The sequence below is a fragment of the Aliigemmobacter aestuarii genome (assembly GCF_004799285.1).
Lineage (GTDB): Bacteria > Pseudomonadota > Alphaproteobacteria > Rhodobacterales > Rhodobacteraceae > Aliigemmobacter > Aliigemmobacter aestuarii.
Map to the genome: position 1 here is coordinate 401,145 of NZ_SSND01000002.1, position 19,386 is coordinate 420,530.

Annotated in this window: 17 protein-coding genes; 6 read left to right on the forward strand and 11 right to left on the reverse strand. The window is 67.7% G+C overall.

From position 1 onward, the window contains the following. Positions 1 to 46: 46 nt before the first annotated feature. The 4 genes from E7811_RS10740 to E7811_RS10755 form a co-directional block, all read right to left on the reverse strand. A complete protein-coding gene (locus E7811_RS10740) occupies positions 47 to 829 on the reverse strand; it encodes a 3'(2'),5'-bisphosphate nucleotidase CysQ (RefSeq protein ID WP_136394623.1) in 783 nt (260 codons plus the stop codon). Beyond that, positions 816 to 2,159, reverse strand: coding sequence for a TldD/PmbA family protein (locus tag E7811_RS10745; RefSeq protein WP_136394624.1), 1,344 nt, complete (start codon positions 2,157 to 2,159; stop codon positions 816 to 818). Before E7811_RS10745 ends, E7811_RS10740 begins: the two co-directional genes overlap by 14 nt. A gap of 60 nt (positions 2,160 to 2,219) precedes the next feature. Beyond that, positions 2,220 to 2,666, reverse strand: a complete 447-nt coding sequence (locus E7811_RS10750; protein ID WP_136394625.1) for a GAF domain-containing protein — start codon at positions 2,664 to 2,666, stop codon at positions 2,220 to 2,222. A gap of 73 nt (positions 2,667 to 2,739) precedes the next feature. Then, positions 2,740 to 4,254, reverse strand: coding sequence for a DUF2125 domain-containing protein (locus tag E7811_RS10755; protein WP_136394626.1), 1,515 nt, complete (start codon positions 4,252 to 4,254; stop codon positions 2,740 to 2,742). A 124-nt stretch (positions 4,255 to 4,378) separates the two neighbouring features. On the opposite strand from E7811_RS10755, the gene E7811_RS10760 reads away from it, so the two are divergent. Next, on the forward strand, positions 4,379 to 5,125 hold the full coding sequence (locus E7811_RS10760) for an SDR family oxidoreductase (protein ID WP_136394627.1): 747 nt from the start codon (positions 4,379 to 4,381) through the stop codon (positions 5,123 to 5,125). Then, complete coding sequence (locus tag E7811_RS10765; protein ID WP_136394628.1) at positions 5,122 to 5,742, forward strand: enoyl-CoA hydratase/isomerase family protein; 621 nt, start codon at positions 5,122 to 5,124, stop codon at positions 5,740 to 5,742. Before E7811_RS10760 ends, E7811_RS10765 begins: the two co-directional genes overlap by 4 nt. 3 nt (positions 5,743 to 5,745) lie before the next feature. Here E7811_RS10765 and E7811_RS10770 read toward each other — a convergent pair whose 3' ends face one another. From E7811_RS10770 to E7811_RS10800, 7 genes are all read right to left on the reverse strand, one after another. Beyond that, entirely contained in the window at positions 5,746 to 8,202 is a 2,457-nt protein-coding gene (locus tag E7811_RS10770) for a DEAD/DEAH box helicase (RefSeq protein ID WP_394345617.1), read from the reverse strand. 232 nt (positions 8,203 to 8,434) lie between these two features. Then, on the reverse strand, positions 8,435 to 8,836 hold the full coding sequence (locus E7811_RS10775; protein WP_136394630.1) for a DUF2177 family protein: 402 nt from the start codon (positions 8,834 to 8,836) through the stop codon (positions 8,435 to 8,437). A gap of 37 nt (positions 8,837 to 8,873) precedes the next feature. Further along, complete coding sequence (locus tag E7811_RS10780; RefSeq protein WP_136394631.1) at positions 8,874 to 10,103, reverse strand: Tm-1-like ATP-binding domain-containing protein; 1,230 nt, start codon at positions 10,101 to 10,103, stop codon at positions 8,874 to 8,876. A gap of 80 nt (positions 10,104 to 10,183) precedes the next feature. Next, a complete protein-coding gene (locus E7811_RS10785; protein ID WP_136394632.1) occupies positions 10,184 to 11,683 on the reverse strand; it encodes an aldehyde dehydrogenase family protein in 1,500 nt (499 codons plus the stop codon). Further along, positions 11,673 to 13,178, reverse strand: coding sequence for a tripartite tricarboxylate transporter permease (locus tag E7811_RS10790; RefSeq protein WP_136394633.1), 1,506 nt, complete (start codon positions 13,176 to 13,178; stop codon positions 11,673 to 11,675). Before E7811_RS10790 ends, E7811_RS10785 begins: the two co-directional genes overlap by 11 nt. A gap of 13 nt (positions 13,179 to 13,191) precedes the next feature. Continuing rightward, positions 13,192 to 13,740, reverse strand: a complete 549-nt coding sequence (locus tag E7811_RS10795; RefSeq protein ID WP_136394634.1) for a tripartite tricarboxylate transporter TctB family protein — start codon at positions 13,738 to 13,740, stop codon at positions 13,192 to 13,194. A 100-nt stretch (positions 13,741 to 13,840) separates the two neighbouring features. Continuing rightward, positions 13,841 to 14,785 carry a tripartite tricarboxylate transporter substrate binding protein gene (locus tag E7811_RS10800; protein WP_136394635.1) on the reverse strand — a complete coding sequence of 315 codons (945 nt, stop codon included), beginning with the start codon at positions 14,783 to 14,785 and terminating at the stop codon, positions 13,841 to 13,843. 144 nt (positions 14,786 to 14,929) lie between these two features. Between E7811_RS10800 and E7811_RS10805 the strand changes: the two genes are divergently transcribed. The 4 genes from E7811_RS10805 (at position 14,930) to E7811_RS10820 (ending at position 19,385) form a co-directional block, all read left to right on the forward strand. Beyond that, positions 14,930 to 15,772, forward strand: a complete 843-nt coding sequence (locus E7811_RS10805) for an IclR family transcriptional regulator (RefSeq protein WP_136394636.1) — start codon at positions 14,930 to 14,932, stop codon at positions 15,770 to 15,772. A 47-nt stretch (positions 15,773 to 15,819) separates the two neighbouring features. Beyond that, on the forward strand, positions 15,820 to 17,172 hold the full coding sequence (locus E7811_RS10810; protein WP_136394637.1) for an aminotransferase class III-fold pyridoxal phosphate-dependent enzyme: 1,353 nt from the start codon (positions 15,820 to 15,822) through the stop codon (positions 17,170 to 17,172). 70 nt (positions 17,173 to 17,242) lie between these two features. Beyond that, the gene (locus E7811_RS10815; RefSeq protein WP_136394638.1) at positions 17,243 to 18,397 is read left to right on the forward strand and encodes a UDP-galactopyranose/dTDP-fucopyranose mutase family protein; all 1,155 of its coding nucleotides are present in this window, start codon (positions 17,243 to 17,245) and stop codon (positions 18,395 to 18,397) included. 7 nt (positions 18,398 to 18,404) lie between these two features. After that, the gene (locus E7811_RS10820; RefSeq protein WP_136394639.1) at positions 18,405 to 19,385 is read left to right on the forward strand and encodes a glycosyltransferase; all 981 of its coding nucleotides are present in this window, start codon (positions 18,405 to 18,407) and stop codon (positions 19,383 to 19,385) included. The last annotated feature ends 1 nt before the right edge of the window (position 19,386 follow it).

Sequence of the window (19,386 nt, forward strand, 5' to 3'; positions counted from 1 at the left end):
ACGATGCCATTGGGGGCGGTTCCGCAAGGGCCGCCCCTTTACCTTGTCAGGCCGCGCCAACCAACCGCGCCATCAGCGCGCCATGCAGGCCGGGGGCCGCGGCCACCACACCGGCATTGCGCGCAAGCGGCGTGTTGAAGGACAAGGGCCGACCGGCCCTGTCGGTCACCACCGCGCCCGCCCGTTCCGCGATCAGCCCGCCTGCCGCGATGTCCCATTCCCAGGCGTCGCGCAGCGTCAGCATCCCGTCATAGCGCCCTTCGGCCACCAGGCACAGCCGGTAGGCCAGCGAGGCGCGAAAACTGCGCTTCAGGTCGGGCACGCCGCCGGGCCATTGCTCGGGCTGGAAATTCGCCCTGGTCGAAAGCACATTCGCCCCCTCGATCCCCGCGATGGTCGAGGCGCGGACCGGTTGGCCATCGCACATGGCCGGCGTTACCGCCGACGCGGTGTAAAGGCGATCCATCGCCGGCAGATAGACCACCGCCGCCACCACCCGGCCCCGTTCGGCTACGGCCAGCGAATGGGCGAAATGATCCTCGCCCGCGATGAAGGACCGGGTTCCGTCGATCGGATCGACGATGAAGACACGGTCGGCCGCCTGTCGCGCGGCGCTGTCCTCGCTTTCCTCGGACAGCCAGCCGTAATCGGGGCGCGCGCCCTGAAGCCGGTCGTGCAGCATCCGGTTCACCGCCAGATCGGCCTCGGTTACGGGTCCGGCCCCGTCGCCCTTGTCCCAGACGTCGGGATTGCGCTTCCAGTAGCGCAGCGCGATGGTCCCCGCTTCCAGCGCGGCTTCGGTCAGAAGGGCCAGATCATGCGCCGGCAAGCGTCATCCCCGGAACCAGAAGGCTGGGCACGCGCGTCGCCAGATGCGCCCGCGCGTCATTGGCCGGGACGATCTGCATCAGCATCTGCCGCAGGTTGCCCGCGATGGTGCATTCGTTGACCGGATAGGCGATCTGCCCGCCCTCCACCCAGAACCCCGACGCCCCGCGCGAATAGTCGCCCGTCGTCGGGTTGATGGTGGACCCGATCAGAGACGTGACCAGCAGCCCGGTTCCCATCGCCGCGATCAGGTCGTCGCGGCTGTCGGTCCCTTGCGTCAGGTCGATGTTCGAAGTCGAAGGCGAGGGCGGCGAGGATGTCCCGCGCGAGGCATTGGAGGTGCTTTCCATGCCCAGTTTCCGCGCCGTGGCCAGATCCAGCGTCCAACCGGTCAGAACACCATCTTGAACGATGGCGCGGCGGCGGGTCGGCAGACCCTCGCCATCGAAGGGGCGGCTCGATCCGATCCGGGGGCGATGCGGGTCCTCGATGACAGATAGGCCCCTGGGCAGGATCTGCTGGCCAAGCGCATCCCGCAGCCAGCTTGACCCGCGCGCGATGCTGGCACCGTTCACCGCCGCCAGAAGATGCCCGATCAGCGAACTGGCGATGCGTTCATCGAACAACACCGGATAGACGCCGGTCGCCGGTTTCCGCGCCCCGGCACGTGCCAGCGCCCGTTCGGCGGCCAGCGCGCCCACCTCGGCCGCCGACGGCAGGTCGGCCTGCCACACGCGCGACTCACCGGCCCAGTCCCGTTCCATCGCGGTGCCCTCGCCGGTGAAGGCCACGGCCGAAACCGATCGCGACGTCCGCGCATAGCCCCCGGCAAAGCCGTTGGTGGCCGCAAGGAACATCCGCCGCCGCGAATAGCCCGCCGATGCCTCGACCTGCCGGATGCCCGCCGATGACATCGCCGCATCCTCGGCGGTACGCGCATCGGTTTCCAGCGCCCGCGCCTCGGGTTCGGGGGCAGGGTCGCACAGCGCCAGCGCGTCCAGGTCCCACGCCGTGGCGATCTGTGACGGGTCGGCAAGCCCCGCGTAGGGGTCGACCGGTGCCTCGCGTGCCATCGCGACGGCCCGTTCGGCAAGGTCCGCAATCGTCCGGTCCGAAGTGTCCGAGGCAGAAACGCAGGCCTGCCGCCCGCCGATCAGGACGCGCAGGCCGATTTCCACCGCCTCGGCACGTTCGGCCTGTTCCAGCTTGCCCTGACGGATGTCGATCCCGACCGAGGCACCATCGATGGCCAGCGCATCGGCGGCCTCGGCCCCCGCCTTGCGGGCGGCGGACAAGAGCGCGGCGGTCAGTGTTTCAAGCCTGTCGGTCATCGGCGCCCCAAAATGTTGCTGCGTCTCGCACCTAGTGCGGCTCGCAGGCCAGTGCAAGCCTCAGCCAACGCTCAGGTCGACGGCCCGCATCGCGGCGACCAGCCGGTCATGCGCGCCAAGCGCCAGCGTCTCGAACGCAAGAACACGCTCTTCGGTAAAGAAGCCTTCGGCATCCAGGATGTTGATCGTGCCCAGAACCCGGTCGCCATCGAAGACGGGGATGTTCATCGCGGAATGACATCCCAGGCTGTTGATCAGTTCATGGTCGGGAAAGACATCGGCGAATTCCGCCGTGGTGTTGGCGACAAAGCTTTCGCCCTGCACCAGCACCTGTAGGCTCCATCGATCGTGCTGCAAGGGCTTTGTGCCCGACACCGGATAGGCCTCCGGGGCCGACGACCAGGCCCGGCGCACCACGCCCGCGGCATCGTCCTGCACCGTGATGGTGAACAGCCGGCCCCCCATCGCGGCATGCAGATCGGCAAAGACGATGGCGGGGTCGGTCATCCGGTGGTCCTTTCACAAGAAAGGGCCGCCCGGCAGGTTTGCAGGGCGGCCCGGTTCGCAGGCTCAGCGGCGATTACTGCAGCTGCATGCCATTGGCAAAAAAGCCCTTGTCCTTGAACTCCAGCGTCGAGGTCAGCGTGTCGGTCTCGCCCTCCACGACCTTGGCGAACATGCCCAGCATCATGCGCGCGCCCATCACCTGATCCTCGGGCAGAAGACCCATGGCAACCAGCTTGTCCATCACGCCGTTCACGCCTACGGCCTTGATGTTGATCGTGCCGGTGGGCACGGGCATCCCGCCGAAGGTTTCCAGATCGGAGTTGTCGAAGGTCAGAGCGCCGTCGCCGGTGATCTCGGCGCCGATCGCCTTGATCTGCAACTGCGTCAGGTCAAGCGCGTGCAGTTCGCCCGGCGCGCCCTCGCCCATGGCCTCGGCCTGTGCCGGATCAAGGATATCCGTCGTCATCTTCGCCTTGCCCTTGGTGTCCAGGACCACCGACACCGGATCGCGCGGCAGCTGCGCCGTGGGATCGAACATCCCCCAGATCTCGTCCGAGATGGTCAGGTCGACGATCTTCGTAAGGAAGGCGAAATCGGCGGGTTCATCGGATTTCGACACTGGCATCATGAACTTGAAGGCGCTGTCGGCATAGGCCAGCTTGACCTCGGGGAAGGGCATGTCCGACGACGAAAAGGTCATCTGCGCCCCCTGCGCGCTGGCGCCATAGCCCATCTGCGCCTGGTTCAGGACCACGGTGAAGTCGCCGCCCGTGAAGGTGCCATTGCCCTTGCCGCTTTGCCCGTCGGCGTTGTAATCGAAGCCGAAAGTCGAGGCGCCATAGGTGAAGCCGCCATCAACCGACATGCCCGCCGCCAGCGCCGCCGCAGGGTTGGCCGCATCGTAGTTGGCCGGAAGCGTCGCGTTCGACGTGCCGGTAAGGTTCGCGGCCGCGCCTTCGAACTTCATCACGCCATCGCCTTCGGGTTCGTCGACGTTCATCACGAAGGTCATGCTGTCCGCCTTGAAGGACGAATTCAGCGTCTTGGTATCGGTTCCGGCGAACAGGTAGTTGCCCGCGATCCCGCCAAAGCCGAAATCAAAGGTCATGGCCGGCGCGGTGGCGCCCTCTTCGGTGCCGGTCAGGGTGATCTTCATCTGCGGGCCGGTGAAGTCATACCGCATCTCGCCCGGCGCGCCCGAGGCGATGATCTCCAGCCCCGGCTGGCTGATCTGCATCGCCATGTTGACGGCCTTCGCCTCGCCCTCGACCGGGGGCACGGCCATCTCGACCGGCACCTGTTCGGACATCTTCACCAGAACCGACCCGTCGCCCCGGTCCTGGAACGAGATTTCGTCGATATTGACGGTCGCCGACGCGCCCTCTTCGGTGGCGATCATCTTCACGCCCGACACGACCAGCGTATCGCCCGACCGGTTTTCCCCACCCACCTCAAGCGTCTGGCCATAGGCCTTGATCAGGCCCTGCCAATCTTCCCAGACCTGTTCGGGGGTCACGTCGGCCAAAGCCGAATGGCCGGCGACCAGCGCGATCACCGCCGTCGAAGCCGCGAGTTTCCATTGGGACATAACAAATCATCCTTTCGTAATCGATGCCTCAGCATCAGTCCAAGGCACGGCGCGGTCAAGGGATTCCGCGCAGTCCGCGGATGGGGTAACAAGGTTTGAACCGGGACGAAAGCAGGGGTCGGACATGAACGGAAAGGTGATCGCAATTACCGGCGCAAGCCGGGGGATCGGCGCGGCCGCCGCCCGGCTTTTTGCAGCGCAGGGCGCCCGTGTGGCGCTGATCGCGCGCAGCGGCCATGACATCGCCGCCCTCGCCGAAGAAATCGGAAACGGCGCGATGGCCCTGACCTGCGACGTGGCCGACTGGGTATCGGTGCAGGCTGCGGCCGAAACGGTCATGGCGCGCTGCGGCCGTCTTGATGTCTGGATCGGGAACGCCGGCGTGATCGACCCGATCGCCCGCCTGACCGAGGCCGACCCCGCCGAATGGGCGCGGTCGATCCAGATCAACCTGACCGGCGTCTTCAACGGCATGCGCGCGGCCATCCCCTTGATGAAACGGCAGGGCGGGGGGACGGTGATCACCGTATCCTCCGGCGCGGCGCACAACCCCCTGGAAGGATGGAGCGCCTATTGCGCCGGAAAGGCCGGGGCGGCGATGCTGACCCGCAGCGCGCATCTGGAAGAGGCGTCGAACGGCCTGCGCGTCATGGGCCTGTCGCCCGGCACCGTTGCGACCGAGATGCAGGTCAAGATCAAGGCCAGCGGCATCAACCCCGTCAGCCAGCTCGACCCTTCGGTGCACATTCCCGCCGAATGGCCGGCGCGGGCGCTTCACTGGATGTGCAGCCCGGATGCCGACGAATTCCTGGGGCAGGAAATCTCGTTGCGGGACGAGGCCATCCGCCGCCGCGTGGGGCTGATCGCATGATCGGGGTGCAGGTCGATGAGGGCGTGTGGACGCTGACCCTGAACCGGCCGGACAAGGCCAATTCCCTGACCCGCACCATGCTCGAGGATCTGGATGATGCCGTGGCGCACGCGCATGCGGCCAGCGCCCGCGTGCTGGTGCTGACCGGGGTGGGCAAGGTGTTTTCCGCCGGCGCCGACCTGGACGAGGCGCGCGCCGGCCTCGCCACCGATGGCGTCTGGGAACGGCTGTCGGGCCGGATCGCGGCCCTGCCCTGCCTGACCATCGCCGCGCTGAACGGGACGCTGGCGGGCGGCGCGATGGGTATGGCGCTGGCCTGCGACCTGCGCATCGCAGTGCCCACGGCCCGGTTCTTCTATCCGGTGATGAAACTGGGCTTCCTGCCGCAGCCATCGGACCCCGGTCGCCTTGTGGCGCTGGTCGGGCCCGCCCGCGCAAGGATGATCCTGATGGCAGGCGCCCGCGCCACCGCCGAAGAGGCGCTGGCCTGGGGCCTGATCGACCGGATCGTGGAACCGCAGGACCTGATGGCCGAAACCGCCACCCTCGCCGCCGACGCAAGGGGCGCCACGGCGGATCATGTGGCGGCGATCAAGGCGATGACCGCCGCCCGCTGATCGTCACTTCTTTTTCGGCGGGACGAACCGTTTGGAGGTGTCGCGCGCGTCGGCCTTGGGGCGCGCCGGTTTGGCGGCGGCTGCCGGCTTGGCCCCGAACTTGCCCGCGGGCTTGCCAAAGGGCTTGCCGCCCGGCTTGCCAGCGCTGCCCGATGCGGGCTTGCCATAGGGTTTGCCCTCGGGCTTGGGCCTGTCGCCGTGGCTCTTGAAGCCGCCGGACCGCGCCGGGCGGGCGTCGGCGCCTTCGGCGCGCGGCGGACGGTCGCCATGGGGCTTGTCGCCGTGGCTCTTGAAGCCGGAGGACCGGGCCGGGCGATCCTCGGCCCCGCCGTGCGACTTGTAGCCGGCGGAACGCGCGGGCTTCCCGGCGCCGCCGCCGTGGCTCTTGAACCCGGCCGAACGTGGCGCGGGGTTGGCCGCACGGTCGCGGTCATCGGGCGTCCAGCGCGGCTTGCGCGGGGCGGGCGCATCGCCCTCGGCGCGGCGCGGGGGACGCGGCGCATCCTCGCCACGCGGGGCGCGCGGCGTCCAGCCGCCTTCGTCGCGCGGCTTTCTGGGGCGCGGGGCCTCCTCAGCCACGGCGCGGGGCTTGCGCGGTGCGCGGTCTTCGCCGGCATCCTCCTTGCGCGCCCAGGGTTTGCGCGGCGCTTCGGCCTGTGCATCGCGGCGCGGGCGCGGCGCTTCGGAGGCATCCTCGTCGACAAAGCGCGGCGGCTTGGCCGAACGATAGGCGGGACGCTCCTCGCGCGGCCTGTCGTCGCGAGGGCGATCCTCGCGCGGGGCACGGGCGGGGCGCGGGGCGGCACCGTCGCGCGGCGCGGCCGGGCGACGGTCCGGGCGGGCACCGCTGCGCGGCGCACCGCGTTCGGGGCGCGCCAGATCGGGCTCGTCGTCCATCGGCTCCATCAGGATACCGTTCTCAAGCTCGATCCCGTCGGCGAAGCGTTCCGCCGCCTTGGTCGCAATCTGCACGAAGGTCCGTTCCTGCTGCACCCGGATCGCGCCGATATCATTGCGGGTGATCCCGCCCGCGTCGCAGATCTTGGGCAGAAGCCAGCGCGCCTCGGCCCGGCCGGTATGGCCCACCGACAGCACGAACCAGCGGCTTGCGCCGAATTCGGTGCGCGGCCGGGGTTCGGCCGGGGCCGGTCCGGGCGAGACGTCATCCCGCAGCACCTCGGGCGCTGACCGCCCCTGCCGCCACAGCCGCACGAAGGCCGCCGCCACCTGTTCGGGGCCGTAACGGTCCAGCAGGTCCACCGCCAGCGCCTCTTCGTCGCCGGGTGCATCGGCCAGCGCGGGATGATCCAGCATCCGCGCGTCCTCGCGTTCCTGCACCTGATCGGCCGAGGGCGGCTGGCCCCATTCGGCCACCACCTTCGCGCCCTGAAGCAGGCGATGCGCCTTCTTGTATTCGGACCCGGCGACGATCAGGGCCGAAACGCCCTTCTGCCCCGCGCGCCCGGTCCGGCCGGAGCGGTGCAGAAGGGTTTCGGAATTCGACGGCAGATCGGCATGGATCACCAGTTCCAGCCCCGGCAGGTCGATCCCGCGGGCGGCGACGTCGGTCGCGATGCAGACCCGCGCGCGCCCATCACGCAGCGCCTGAAGCGCGTGCATCCGTTCCGATTGCGACAGCTCGCCCGAAAGGGCCACGGCCTGAAAGCCCCGGTTGCCCATCCGCGCCAGCAGGTGATTGACCGCCGTGCGCGTCTTGCAGAAGACGATCGCGGTCTGCGCATCGTAGAAGCGCAGCACGTTGAAGATCGCACCTTCGCGGTCGCGCGGCGAGACCGACAGCGCGCGGTATTCGATATCGGCGTGCTGGGTCGCCTCGCCCTTCACCTCGATCCGCTGCGCGTCGCGCTGGAAGGTTTCGGCCAGCTTGGCGATCTCTTTCGGCACCGTGGCCGAGAACATCAGCGTGCGGCGGCCTTCCGGCGCGGCCGAAAGGATGAATTCCAGATCCTCGGCAAAGCCCAGATCCAGCATCTCGTCCGCCTCGTCCAGCACGACGGCGCGCGCCTCGGACAGATCGAGCGAACCGCGTTCGATATGGTCGCGCAAACGGCCCGGTGTGCCGACGACGATATGCGCGCCACGTTCCAATGCCCGGCGTTCGGTGCGATAATCCATTCCGCCCACGCAGGTGGCGATCTGCGCGCCTGCATTGGCGTAAAGCCAACCCAGTTCGCGCGCCACCTGCTGCGCCAGTTCGCGCGTCGGCGCGATGATCAGCGCGATTGGCTTGTCGGCGGGCAGAAGCGCATCGATCCCGCCCAGGATCTCGCCCGCGACGGCAAGCCCGAAGGCCACCGTCTTGCCCGATCCGGTCTGCGCCGAAACCAGCAGGTCGCGTCCCGCGATCTCGGGGGCCAGCATCGCCTGCTGCACGGGGGTGAGGCTGGCATAGCCCCGGTCGGAAAGGGCCGCAGCCAGAGGCGCGGCAATCGTCGTCATGTCAGTCATGGTCCAAGCCTGATGGGGGGCGGTGGCGGCCTTCGGCCGGGCGCCCGTATGGTGCCCCCTCATCCCGTGTCGCGGCAGGGCCTCCCTGCCCGTGCCACCCCTGGAACCGCAGGGCGAAGCGTGGGCGATACAGGAAAAGGCCGGGGTTGTATAGGGGGAAGGCCGGAAGCCTGGCCCGAAGTTTGGCCGCGATGGTTGACCGCGTGGCGGCGTGCCTGCCGCTTTACCCGACGGCGCGGGCGGCCGTCACACCGGCCCAAGCGGAAATCGCCGTGACCGTCGTGCCCCAGACCATGTCGATCGCGACCATCGAGGGATGCCAGTCGCGCATCACGGCCCAGCTTGTCAGCTCATAGGTCCCGTAGGCGACAAGCCCCAGGACCGCGCCGTTGACCAATGCCGAGGTCGTGCTGGCCTCGCGCAGGGCAGGAAGGCTTACGAACCACATCACCCCCAGCATGTAGACCAGGTAGAACCCCACCGCCGCGGGCAGGCGGAACCCGTCGGGATAAAGCTGATCGCCCAGATGGCTGGCAAAAAGCGGTTGCAGCACATTGCGCAGCATGACCGCATCGGCAGCCAGAAAGACAAGCGAGGTGACGACGAAGGCGATGACGGCCTGCATGGGATGCCCTTTCCTTTGTCGGGGATACGGCCCGGCGTCAGGCCCGGATCACACCGCGGGCGCACCAATCGTCGAATTCTGCCAGGACCGCCTCGGCAAAGGCCGCATCGTTGATGTGGGCGTCGATCTCGACAAGCCGTGCCGTGGCCGGGCAGACCGCGCGGATTTCCTCGCAGAAGGCGGCAAGCCCGCCTGCATCATGCAAGGGCGCGCCGGGGCGGTCCCATTCGTTGCAGCCCTGCGTCGGCAGGAACAGCGTGACCGGCCCGGTGGCACCGGCCAGCTTCGCCGCGATCTCGCGCGCCACCATCCGCCTTTCTTCCGCCCCCAGAAGATAGGACGACAGAAGCCGGTTGTGCGCATGAGCAGGATGGTCGCGGAAGCGGTCCGGCGGGGCGTGCCAGCCGACCACGTCCAGCAGGTCGTAGCAACCCGGCGCCACCATCTGCGGGATGCCCTGCGCCCCGGCGGTCGTCATCCGGTCAGGACCGGCGGTGATCGCCGAGCCGAACAGGTGGTTGGCCACCTCCTGCGGGGCGAAATCCATCACCGCTGCAAAGGCGCCTTCGGCGGCGAGGCTTTCGAAGGCGCGCCCGCCCATGCCGGTGGCGTGAAACACCGCCACCTCGAACCCGCGCGCCTCAAGCGCGGGCTTCAGCGCCACCATATAGCGCAGCACGGTCTTGCCGAAGCTGGTCATGCCGATCAGTGGGCGGTCGCGGGTGGGCGGCTCCACCGCGCGCACGGCCCCGAGAACCGCGCCCGCCGCCTGGCTGAGCGAGGCCTTGCAGACCGAGTTCAGCCCGTAGAGCCCGCCCGCCCAAAGGATCATCTGGATATCGGCCGCCAGCCGTTCGGGCGGGATCATGGGCGAGAAGCTGACGGTCGAGACGACGTATTTCGGCACCCCCATCGGCAGCGCGGCGCACAGGTCAAGCGCAAGGTCGGTGCCCATCGTGCCCCCCAGCACGATCACCCCGTCGAAGCGCCCCGCCTGGAACCATTGCCGCGCCAGCCGCGCCGCGCCGGTGGCCATGATCTGCATGGCGGTGTTTTCATCCTCGGCCGCGATCGCCGCGGCAATCGACGATCCGGCCGCCGCCGCGACATCGTGCTTGGAGATGTCGGTGGGCGCCTTCGGTTCGCCCAGGACGGACACGTCCATGGTGACGACCTCGCCGGCCTGCGCGCGGATGCGTCGGGCCAGGTAGGTCAGTTCATCGTCCTTGGTGTCATAGGTGCCGACAACGAGGATGCGGTTTCCCATCGGATTGACCTTTGCTTGGGTGGCGGGCGCCGGGGGCCTTGCCCCCGGACCCCCAGGGTATTTGCATCAGGTTGAAGAGGTCAAAGCTGGATCCAGGCGGTCTTCAGGTCGGTGTACTTGTCCAGCGCGTGCAAAGACTTGTCATGCCCGTTGCCGGATTGCCTGACGCCGCCCAGGGGCACGGTGATGTCGGCCCCGCCGTAGGTGTTGACATGGACCACACCGGCGCGGATGGCCCGCACCATGCGGTGCGCGCGCGACAGGTTCGCGGTCCAGACCCCGGCGGCAAGGCCGTAGTCGGTGGCATTGGCAAGGCGGACGGCCTCGGCCTCGTCGGTGAAGGGGGTGACGGCCAGCACGGGGCCAAAGACCTCTTCGCGGAACAGACGGTGCGCGGGGGCGACATCGGCGACCACGGTCGGCGCCATGTAGTAGCCGCCGGTGTCCGCCAGCACCCGTTCGCCGCCGGTCACGACACGACCGCCTTCGGCGCGGGCATCCCGCACGAAGCGAAGGTTGCCCTGCAACTGCCCGTCCGAGTTCACCGCGCCGACCTGGGTGGCCAGCGACAGCGGATTTCCCACGCGCATCGCCCCGGTCGCGGCGACGAGTTCGGCCAGGAAGGGCTCTTGCACCGATGCCTCGACCAGAAGGCGCGAGCCTGCCACGCAGACCTGCCCGGCATTGCGGAAGATCGCCGTCGCGGCGGCGCGGGCGGCGGCGGCAAGATCGGGCGCATCGGCGAAAACGATGTTGGGAGACTTGCCGCCCAGTTCCAGATAGCAGCGTTTCAGGTTCGATCTGGCTGAATATTCCAGCAGCCTGCGCCCCGTCGCCCCGGAGCCGGTGAACACCAGCACATCGACATCCCGCGACAGGGCCAGCGCCTCGCCGGTGATGTGGCCCGGGCCAGTGACCACATTCAGAACGCCGGGCGGAAGCCCCGCCTCAAGCGCGAGATCGGCCAGCCTCAGCAGGGTGAGCGAGGCGGTCTCGGCCGGTTTCAGCACCACGGAATTGCCCATGGCCAAGGCGGGTGCCACCTTCCATGCGCCGATCATCAGGGGAAAGTTCCAGGGCACGATGGCCCCGACCACACCCACCGGTTCGCGATGGACGAGGCCAAGGACACCGGCGGCGGTGGGGGCGATTTCGCCCGTCACCTTGTCGATCGCCTCGGCGTAATAGCGGAAGGTCGCGGCGGCGCTGCCGGGTTCGGCCTTCAGCGCCATGGAAATTTCGGTTCCGTTGTCGCGCACGCCCAGTACCGCAAGCTCCAGCGCATGCGCGTCGATCAGATCGGCAAGCCGCATCAGCACCGCCTTTCGCGCGGCAGGCGGCTGGCGCGACCAGCGGCCATCCTCGAAGGCGGCGCGCGCGGCGGCAACGGCGCGGTCCACATCCGCGGCACCGGCGGTCGCGATCGTGGTCAGCACCCGGCCATCGATGGGCGAGATCACCTCGGCCTCGCCGCCTTCGCCCGCCACATGGCGGCCCCCGATCTGAAGGCGGCCCGGCGGCACCGGCGCACGCGCGAGCGTATCGATGCGGGTCTGAAGGTCGTCCGTGCTATTGGTCATTGATCTGCCAGTCTTCGCGGGCGCGGCGGCGGTTCTTCAGCTCTGCGCGCAGGGTGAAAAGGATCAGGATCGCCAGCGCGGCCACCAGTATGGCCGAGATCGGCCGCGTCACGAAGATCGAGAAATCGCCGTTCGCGCCGCCAAGGGCCTGGCGCATCCGGCCCTCGACGATCGGCCCCATCACGAGGCCCAGCATGATCGGTGTAAGCGGCCAGCGGTGGCTGCGCAGGATATAGCCCAGAAGCCCGAAGACCATCGCGATCGCGCAATCCGAGAAATTGTAGTTCGAGGCATAGGTGCCGATCAGCGACAGGGTCAGGATCAACACCCCGAGAAAGCGCCTGTCGACCGTCGCCGCGCGCGCGATCCACCGCGTCGCGAACAGCAGGAAGACGATGATGACGACGTTCATCAGAAGCAGCGTCCAGTAGAGCCCCGCCACGAACTCGGGCCGGTTCAGGAACAGGTCCGGGCCGGGAATGACGTTGTGGACCAGAAAAACCGCCAGCATCATCGCGGTCAGTTCCTCGCCCGGGATGCCAAGCGCCAGCATCGGGATCAGGGCGGCGGGGGGCACCGCATTGTTGGTGGCCTCGGACACGATGATGCCCTCGGGCGCGCCCTTGCCGAAAAGATGCCCCTCGCGGCTGAACTTGCGCGCCCAGACGTAATTGACCTGCTGGGCCAGAAACTCGCCCACCCCCGGCATGATGCCGATCACGATGCCTACGCCGGACGATCCGAACAGCGTTCGCGGATAGCGGAAGACCTCGGCAAAACCCTGAAAGAAGCGACCGCCCAGCTGTGCGGGGGCCGCCGCGTGGCTGCGCGAGGAAAGCTGCACCAGCGCCTCGGACATGGCGAACAATCCGATCACCAGCGGCACCAAGGGTATCCCCGATATGAGCGAGGGGATGCCGAAGGTATAGCGCTGCGTGGAATAGGCGGTTTCGATGCCGATCGTGGCGAGGAACAGCCCGAAGGCCAGCGCCGCCGTCGCCTCGGCCCTGCGCCCGCTATGACCAATGATAACCAGCACCAGCGCCGAGATGGCCAACATCGCGAATTCGGCCGAGCCGAAGTTGCTGGCGATCCGCGCCAGCGGCTGCGTCATCACCATCAGCGCCAGCACCGCCAGAACGCCCCCCACGAAGGACGAGGAATAGGCCAGCGACATCGCCCGCCGCGCCTCGCCGCGTTCGACGAAGGGACGCGCCTCCATCGCGGTCAGGACCGCCACGGGCGAGCCCGGCGTGTTGATCAGCACGGCGGGAATGGCCGATCCGTAGGCCGACCCACAATAGACGCCCAGAAGCAGGGTCATCCCCGTCAGCGGATCCATCGCAAAGGTGGTGGGCAAGAGGATCGAGATCGTGACCGCAGCGCCCGCGCCCGGGATCGCCCCGACGACGACGCCAAGGATCGCGCCAATGACCATCACGGCGATCACTGCGGGATCGGACAGTTGCGCAAGGCCGGTCAGCAGGAAATCCATCGCCCCGCCCCCATCAGAACCAGCGGATCAGGGCGGTGCGCATCCCGCCCGGCATCAGGTCATAAAGCGCGGGCGCGGGCATCCATACCCCCAGCCCGACGCGGAAGATCAGCACAAGCGCAAGCGCGGTCAGCGCCCCGGCCAGCATCCAGCGCCCGCCCCGCAGGCCCACGCGCCACATGAGGCCGGTCACGAAAACCAGCGTTGCCGGGAAATAGCCGATCAGCTTCAGCGACCACAGGTAGGCGGCGAAATAGGCCAGAAACTCCACCGGGCGCAGCCACGCGATCACGCGCGCCCGTGCCTCGGCCCATTCGGCGGGCGTGGCCGGGCTGCGCCTGAGGCTTGCGATCTCTTTCCACAGCGTCAGCGCGTTGGCCAGAACCAGCACCGTCAGCGCGACGCCGGGGGCAAGCGCCGGGCGCGTCCACCATCCGGCCTGTGCCGGCCCGGTCCGGGTCGCAACGAAGATGGTCAGCAGAAGCGCCAGTGACAGCGCCGCAAAGATCAGCGTGAGCAGCAGGCTTTCCAGCCGGTTCGTCTGTTCGTCGGGTTCGGGCATGGCTTTCCCGGTTCGGCGCGGCAGGGGCGCGGCGGCAGGATGCGGCGGAGGAGGCGGCGCGGGCAGGATAGGCCGCGCCGCCCGTGCAAAGAGGCGGGGCCTATTCGGTCACGCCCAAGGCTTCGCGCACGCCCATCAGCATCTGCATGTCGCTGGCGATCTGCGCGGCGCTGTCCTCGGCGCCCTTCCAGTAGACCAGCGCACCGGTCGTGCTGGCGATCTCCTGCGCGGCGTCGGATGCGATCACGGTCTGCGCGACGGCGGCGATCTTGTCCTTCACCTCCTGCGGGGTGCCCTTTGGAACGAACAGCCCGTTCCACAGCGTGACATCAAGGCCGGGCACCACTTCGCCCAGGGTCGGGACATCCGGGGTGATGGCGGTGCGTTCGTTGGTGATCGTCGCAAGCACCTTCAGATCGCCGAGGCAGGACAGGACAAGCTGTGCGGTAGTGTTGATGACATCGGCATCGCCATTCGACAGGGTCGAACAATCGACCGCGTCAAAGGCGGCTTCGGCGCTGAACTTGCCACCCAGATCCGCCATCGCCTTGAAGGTCAGCAGCGTCGGTTCAAGACCATAGCCGAAATGGCCCAGGCGCACGTCATTGGCCTTCGAATGTTCCGCCAGTTCCTGCATCGTCGAATAGGGCGCATCCGCCTTCGTCGCGATGAGGAACGGATAGGTCAGGAAGATCCCCACCGGTTCCAGCGCGTCCGGGGCGATCTGCGCATCCGCGCCCATCGTCTTGATCGTGGGAATCCCCACGACGAAAGAGCCGACGGTATAGCCGTCAGGCGCCGCCGTGGCCACCTCGACACCGCCCACGACACCGCCGCCGCCGGGCTTGTTCACCACCGCGGCCGGCACGCCGGTCTGGTTCTGCATTTCTTCCGCGATCATCCGCGTCAGCACGTCCTCCAGATCGCCGGGCGGCCAAGGCACGATGAAGGTCACGGGCTTTTCGGGGTATTCGGCCATTGCCGTGCCGGTCATGGCGGCCAGCGCAAGCCCCGCGGCTGCGCCCAGAAGGTGCATCTTTTTCATTCGCGACTCCCTGTTGTGATTGGTTCATTATTTGAACCATTGGTTTTAATTTAGATTGACAGCGCCCGTGCCGATCTGTCAACAAAAATGACAGGGCGCCCGGCAACAGGAATGGCGCCGCCAGAAGGAAAGGCCGCATATCCGATGGGCACAGTCGCCAAGGCCCTGCAATTGTTGACGCTTTTCGATCGGGCAAGGCCCCGGATCGGGCTGAGCGAACTTGCGCGGCTGTCGGGGGTGAACAAGGCCACCTGTCACCGCCTGATGTCAGAGCTTCAGGACTTCGGGCTTGTGGAACAGCTTGAAGGGTCGCGCGAATACAGGATCGGGCCGGCCGTCCTGCGGCTGGCGGTGTTGCGCGAATCGACCGTGCCACTGCGCGAGGCGGCACTTCCGGTGCTGCAATCCATCGCCCATGCCACGGGCGAGACGACGCATATGTCGGCCTATGCGGGGGGCGAGCTGATCACCCTGGCCTTCGCCTACAGCCCCGCCCACGGCATGAAGGTGATGATGGAGGATGCCGACCGCCTGCCCCTGCACGCCACCTCGTCCGGTCACGCGGTTCTGGCCCAACTGACCGATGCCGAACGGCAGGGGATCCTGGGTGGCGCGCTTCGCCGCCTGACGGCGGAAACCCCGACCGACCGCGCGGCGCTGGATGCACGGCTCGCCGAGGTGCGCCGGAACGGATTTGCCGAGACCGTCGGCACATTCGAGGCGGATGTGCACAGCCTGGCGGTCCCGCTGTTCGGCCAGTCGGGCCGGTGCACGGGGGCGCTTGCGGTGGCGGCCCCGGCCGCGCGGATGACGCCGGACCTGCGCCAGACGATCCAGCGCCACCTGACTGATGGCGCGCGGCGGATGACCGCACTCGCGGGCGGGACCCTGCCCGCCGATCTTGCGGCGATCTGGCAGGCCGCCGGATGGGCAGGTGCCGAAGACGGCAGCCGGAACGACCGGGCCATGGAAACGGGCGGGCCATGAAAGAGGACAGGCCATGAAAGAGGACAGGCCATGAAAGAGGACGGGCCATGAAAGACGAAAACTTCCTGAAGGCGAACAACGCGCGCAGCCTCTGGCATCCGATGACCGCGCCGGCCGACAGCCTTTCGACCCCGCCGACGATCGTCACCGGGGCCAGCGGCGTGCGCATCCGCGACATCGACGGGCACGAGGTGGTCGATGCGGTCGGCGGGCTGTGGAATGTCAACCTCGGCTATTCCTGCCAGCCGGTGAAGGACGCTATCGCCAGCCAGCTTGAGGCGCTGCCCTATTATTCGATCTTCCGCGGCACCTCGAACGACAAGGTGATCGAACTGGCCGAGGATCTGCGCGATTTCTTTGCCCCCGACGGGCTGGAACGCGCCTTCTTCACCTCGGGCGGGTCGGACAGCGTGGAAACCGCGCTGCGGCTGGCGCGGCAGTATCACAAGATCCGCGGCGAGGCCGGCCGGGTGAAGTACCTCAGCCTGAAGAAGGGCTATCACGGCACCCATACGGGCGGAGCCAGCGTGAACGGCAACGCCAATTTCCGCACGGCCTATGAACCGCTCCTGCCCGGCTGCCACCACATCCCGGCGCCCTACACCTACCGCAACCCTTTCAACGAAACCGATCCGGCGCGGCTGGCCCAGCTGTGCCTTCAGGCACTGGAGGATGAAATCGCCTTCCAGGGCGCGGGCACCATCGCCGCCTTCATCATGGAGCCGATCCTTGGCGCGGGCGGCGTGATCCCGCCGCACCCGTCCTTCATGCCCGGAGTCGAGGCGATTTGCCGAAAGAACGGGATTCTGCTCATTGCCGACGAGGTGATCACCGCCTTCGGTCGCACGGGTGCATGGACGGGCAGCAGGCTCTGGGGCGTGAAGCCCGATTTCGCCTGCACGGCCAAGGCCATCACCAACGGATATTTCCCGTTCGGCGCGGTCATGATCTCGGGCGCGGTGGCCGAGGTCTTTGAACGCGACGCCACGGGCAAGGCCGCGATCGGCCACGGCTATACCTATTCCGGCCACCCCGTCGGCGCGGCGGCGGCCATCGCCTGCCTTGCCGAAACCCGCCGCCTGAACGTCACGGACAATGCGGCGGCGCGGGGGGCGGAACTGTTCGACGGGCTGAAAGCGCTTCAGGCGCGCCACGCCGTCATCGGAGATGTGCGCGGCGGGCACGGCCTGATGTGCGCGCTGGAACTGGTGGCCGACCGCGCCACCAAGGCCCCCGCCGACAAGGCGACGACGGCCCGCGTTCAGGAAACCGCCTACCGGGCCGGGGCGATGGTGCGCGTTTCGGGGCCGAATATCATCCTGTCGCCGCCGCTGGTTCTGACCTCGGCCGATGTGCAGACGATCCTGACCGCGCTGGATGCCGGTTTCGCGGCCCTCTGACGGCGCGGCGCTTTACTTCCCGGCCCGCGGCGTTCAAAGAAAGCCCGACGGATCAACCGGAGCGGCGGACATGGCAGCAAAGCACTGCCTCATGGTGGGCGCGGGCCTGAGCGGGGCGGTGATCGGCCGTGCACTGGCCGAGACTGGCCATCGTATCGATGTGATCGATGCGCGCGCCCATGTCGCGGGCAACTGCCACACCGAACGCGACGCGGAAACCGGGGTCATGGTCCATGTCTATGGCCCGCACATCTTCCACACCGACGATGCCGAGGTCTGGGCCTATGTGAACCGGTTCATGCCGTTCCGGCCCTTCGTCAACCGGGTGAAGGCCACCACCGGCGGCGCCGTCTATTCGCTGCCCGTGAACCTGCACACGATCAACCAGTTCTTCGGCCGGACGTTGCGCCCCGACGAGGCGCGCGCCTTCATCGAAGCCCGCGCCGACCTGTCGATCGCCGATCCGCAAAGCTTCGAGGAACAGGCGCTGCGCTTTGTCGGGCCAGAACTTTATGCCGCCTTCTTTAAGGGCTACACGACCAAGCAGTGGGGCTGCTCACCGCGCGACCTGCCCGCCTCGATCCTGAAGCGCCTGCCGGTGCGGTTCAGCTATGACGACAACTATTTCTCGCACCGCTTCCAGGGGATGCCCGAAGGCGGCTACACCGCGATGGTCGAGTCGATCCTCGATCATCCGAACATCGCCGTGACGCTTGGCCATGAAGTCCGGCGCGAGGACGCGGCGGGCTATGACCATGTGTTCTATTCCGGACCGCTGGACGGATGGTTCGGTCATGATCTGGGGCGGCTTGGCTATCGCACGCTGGATTTCGAACGCTTCACCGCGAACGGTGACTGGCAGGGCTGCGCGGTGATGAACTATTGCGACGAAACCGTGCCCTATACCCGCATCACCGAACACAAGCATTTCTCGCCCTGGGAAACGCATGAGGCATCGGTGCTCTATCGGGAATATTCCCGCGCCTGCGGCCCCGAAGACATTCCCTATTACCCGATCCGCCTGATCGACGAGAAAGAACTTTTGCGCCGCTACATCGCCCGCGCCGGGGCGGAACGGGGCGTCACTTTTGTCGGGCGGCTGGGAACCTACCGTTATCTCGACATGGACGTGACCATTCGCGAGGCGCTGGATTGCGCGCAGCGCGCGCTTGGGGCATGGGAACGCGGTGATCCCCTGCCCGCCTTTTCCGCCCCGCCGATCTGAGACACCGATGACCGATCCCCAATCCCGCGCCTCGATCTGCGCCATCGTCGTGACCTTCAACCGGCTGGAGAAGTTCCAGCGCACGCTGCTGCGGCTTCTGGACGAACCGGTGGATCATGTCCTGGTGATCGAGAACGGATCGACGGACGGCACGCGCGAGTGGCTGCGCGGCCTGACGCATGACCGGCTGACCGTTCTGGAACAGGCCGAAAACGGCGGCGGCGCGATGGGGTTCGAGGTGGGCATGCGCGAAGCCACGCGCCGTTTCGATCCCGACTGGCATCTGGTGATGGATGATGACGCGCGCCCGATGCCGGGGGCGATCGCGGCCTTTCGCGCCACGCTGCCACGGCCCGAGGGATCGGTGCTTGCCGCGGTGCATTTCCCCGACGGCGCGATCTGCGACATGAACCGCCCCTGGCGCAATCCGTTCTGGCACCTGTCGACCTTCACCGACACGTTCCTGAAACTGGGCGGTCGCAAGGCGTTCCACATTCCCGACGTGGCCTATCGCGCCGATGCGCCGCTGCCTGTCGACGGCGGTTCCTTCGTGGGCCAGTTCATCCCCCGCGCCGCGGTCGCAGCCTGCGGCTATCCCGACGGGCGGATGTTCATCTATGGCGACGACGTCCATTACACGCTGCGCCTGGCCAAGGCCGGTTTTCCGAACGTCTTCGACCCGCGGATCACCTTCGAACATGAATGCGCCACGGCCCTGCACGGGGCGGCGATGCGCCCGTTCTGGAAGACCTACTACCACCACCGCAACCTGTTCATGGTCTACCGACTGGCGGCGGGCCCGGTCCTGTTCTGGCCGATCCTGCTTGCGCTGCTGCCACGGTGGCTGCGCAAGGGGGCCGAGCTTTCGGGTGACGAACGCATGCGCTATCGCACCCTTGTCCGGCTTGGCATCCGCGATGCGCTGACCGGGAACCTGTCGCGCAGGCACCCCGAGATCCTGGAATTGTCGGGCGAGGGGCGGGCCTGAT

What these genes read in the sequence shown, in the direction of transcription:
- E7811_RS10745 (WP_136394624.1), bottom strand. Translation starts at nt 2,159, where the DNA reads ATGACCGACAGGCTTGAAACACTGACCGCCGCGCTCTTGTCCGCCGCC.
- E7811_RS10750 (WP_136394625.1), bottom strand. Translation starts at nt 2,666, where the DNA reads ATGACCGACCCCGCCATCGTCTTTGCCGATCTGCATGCCGCGATGGGG.
- E7811_RS10755 (WP_136394626.1), bottom strand. Translation starts at nt 4,254, where the DNA reads ATGTCCCAATGGAAACTCGCGGCTTCGACGGCGGTGATCGCGCTGGTC.
- E7811_RS10760 (WP_136394627.1), top strand. Translation starts at nt 4,379, where the DNA reads ATGAACGGAAAGGTGATCGCAATTACCGGCGCAAGCCGGGGGATCGGC.
- E7811_RS10765 (WP_136394628.1), top strand. Translation starts at nt 5,122, where the DNA reads ATGATCGGGGTGCAGGTCGATGAGGGCGTGTGGACGCTGACCCTGAAC.
- E7811_RS10770 (WP_394345617.1), bottom strand. Translation starts at nt 8,202, where the DNA reads ATGACGACGATTGCCGCGCCTCTGGCTGCGGCCCTTTCCGACCGGGGC.
- E7811_RS10775 (WP_136394630.1), bottom strand. Translation starts at nt 8,836, where the DNA reads ATGCAGGCCGTCATCGCCTTCGTCGTCACCTCGCTTGTCTTTCTGGCT.
- E7811_RS10780 (WP_136394631.1), bottom strand. Translation starts at nt 10,103, where the DNA reads ATGGGAAACCGCATCCTCGTTGTCGGCACCTATGACACCAAGGACGAT.
- E7811_RS10785 (WP_136394632.1), bottom strand. Translation starts at nt 11,683, where the DNA reads ATGACCAATAGCACGGACGACCTTCAGACCCGCATCGATACGCTCGCG.
- E7811_RS10790 (WP_136394633.1), bottom strand. Translation starts at nt 13,178, where the DNA reads ATGGATTTCCTGCTGACCGGCCTTGCGCAACTGTCCGATCCCGCAGTG.
- E7811_RS10795 (WP_136394634.1), bottom strand. Translation starts at nt 13,740, where the DNA reads ATGCCCGAACCCGACGAACAGACGAACCGGCTGGAAAGCCTGCTGCTC.
- E7811_RS10800 (WP_136394635.1), bottom strand. Translation starts at nt 14,785, where the DNA reads ATGAAAAAGATGCACCTTCTGGGCGCAGCCGCGGGGCTTGCGCTGGCC.
- E7811_RS10805 (WP_136394636.1), top strand. Translation starts at nt 14,930, where the DNA reads ATGGGCACAGTCGCCAAGGCCCTGCAATTGTTGACGCTTTTCGATCGG.
- E7811_RS10810 (WP_136394637.1), top strand. Translation starts at nt 15,820, where the DNA reads ATGAAAGACGAAAACTTCCTGAAGGCGAACAACGCGCGCAGCCTCTGG.
- E7811_RS10815 (WP_136394638.1), top strand. Translation starts at nt 17,243, where the DNA reads ATGGCAGCAAAGCACTGCCTCATGGTGGGCGCGGGCCTGAGCGGGGCG.
- E7811_RS10820 (WP_136394639.1), top strand. Translation starts at nt 18,405, where the DNA reads ATGACCGATCCCCAATCCCGCGCCTCGATCTGCGCCATCGTCGTGACC.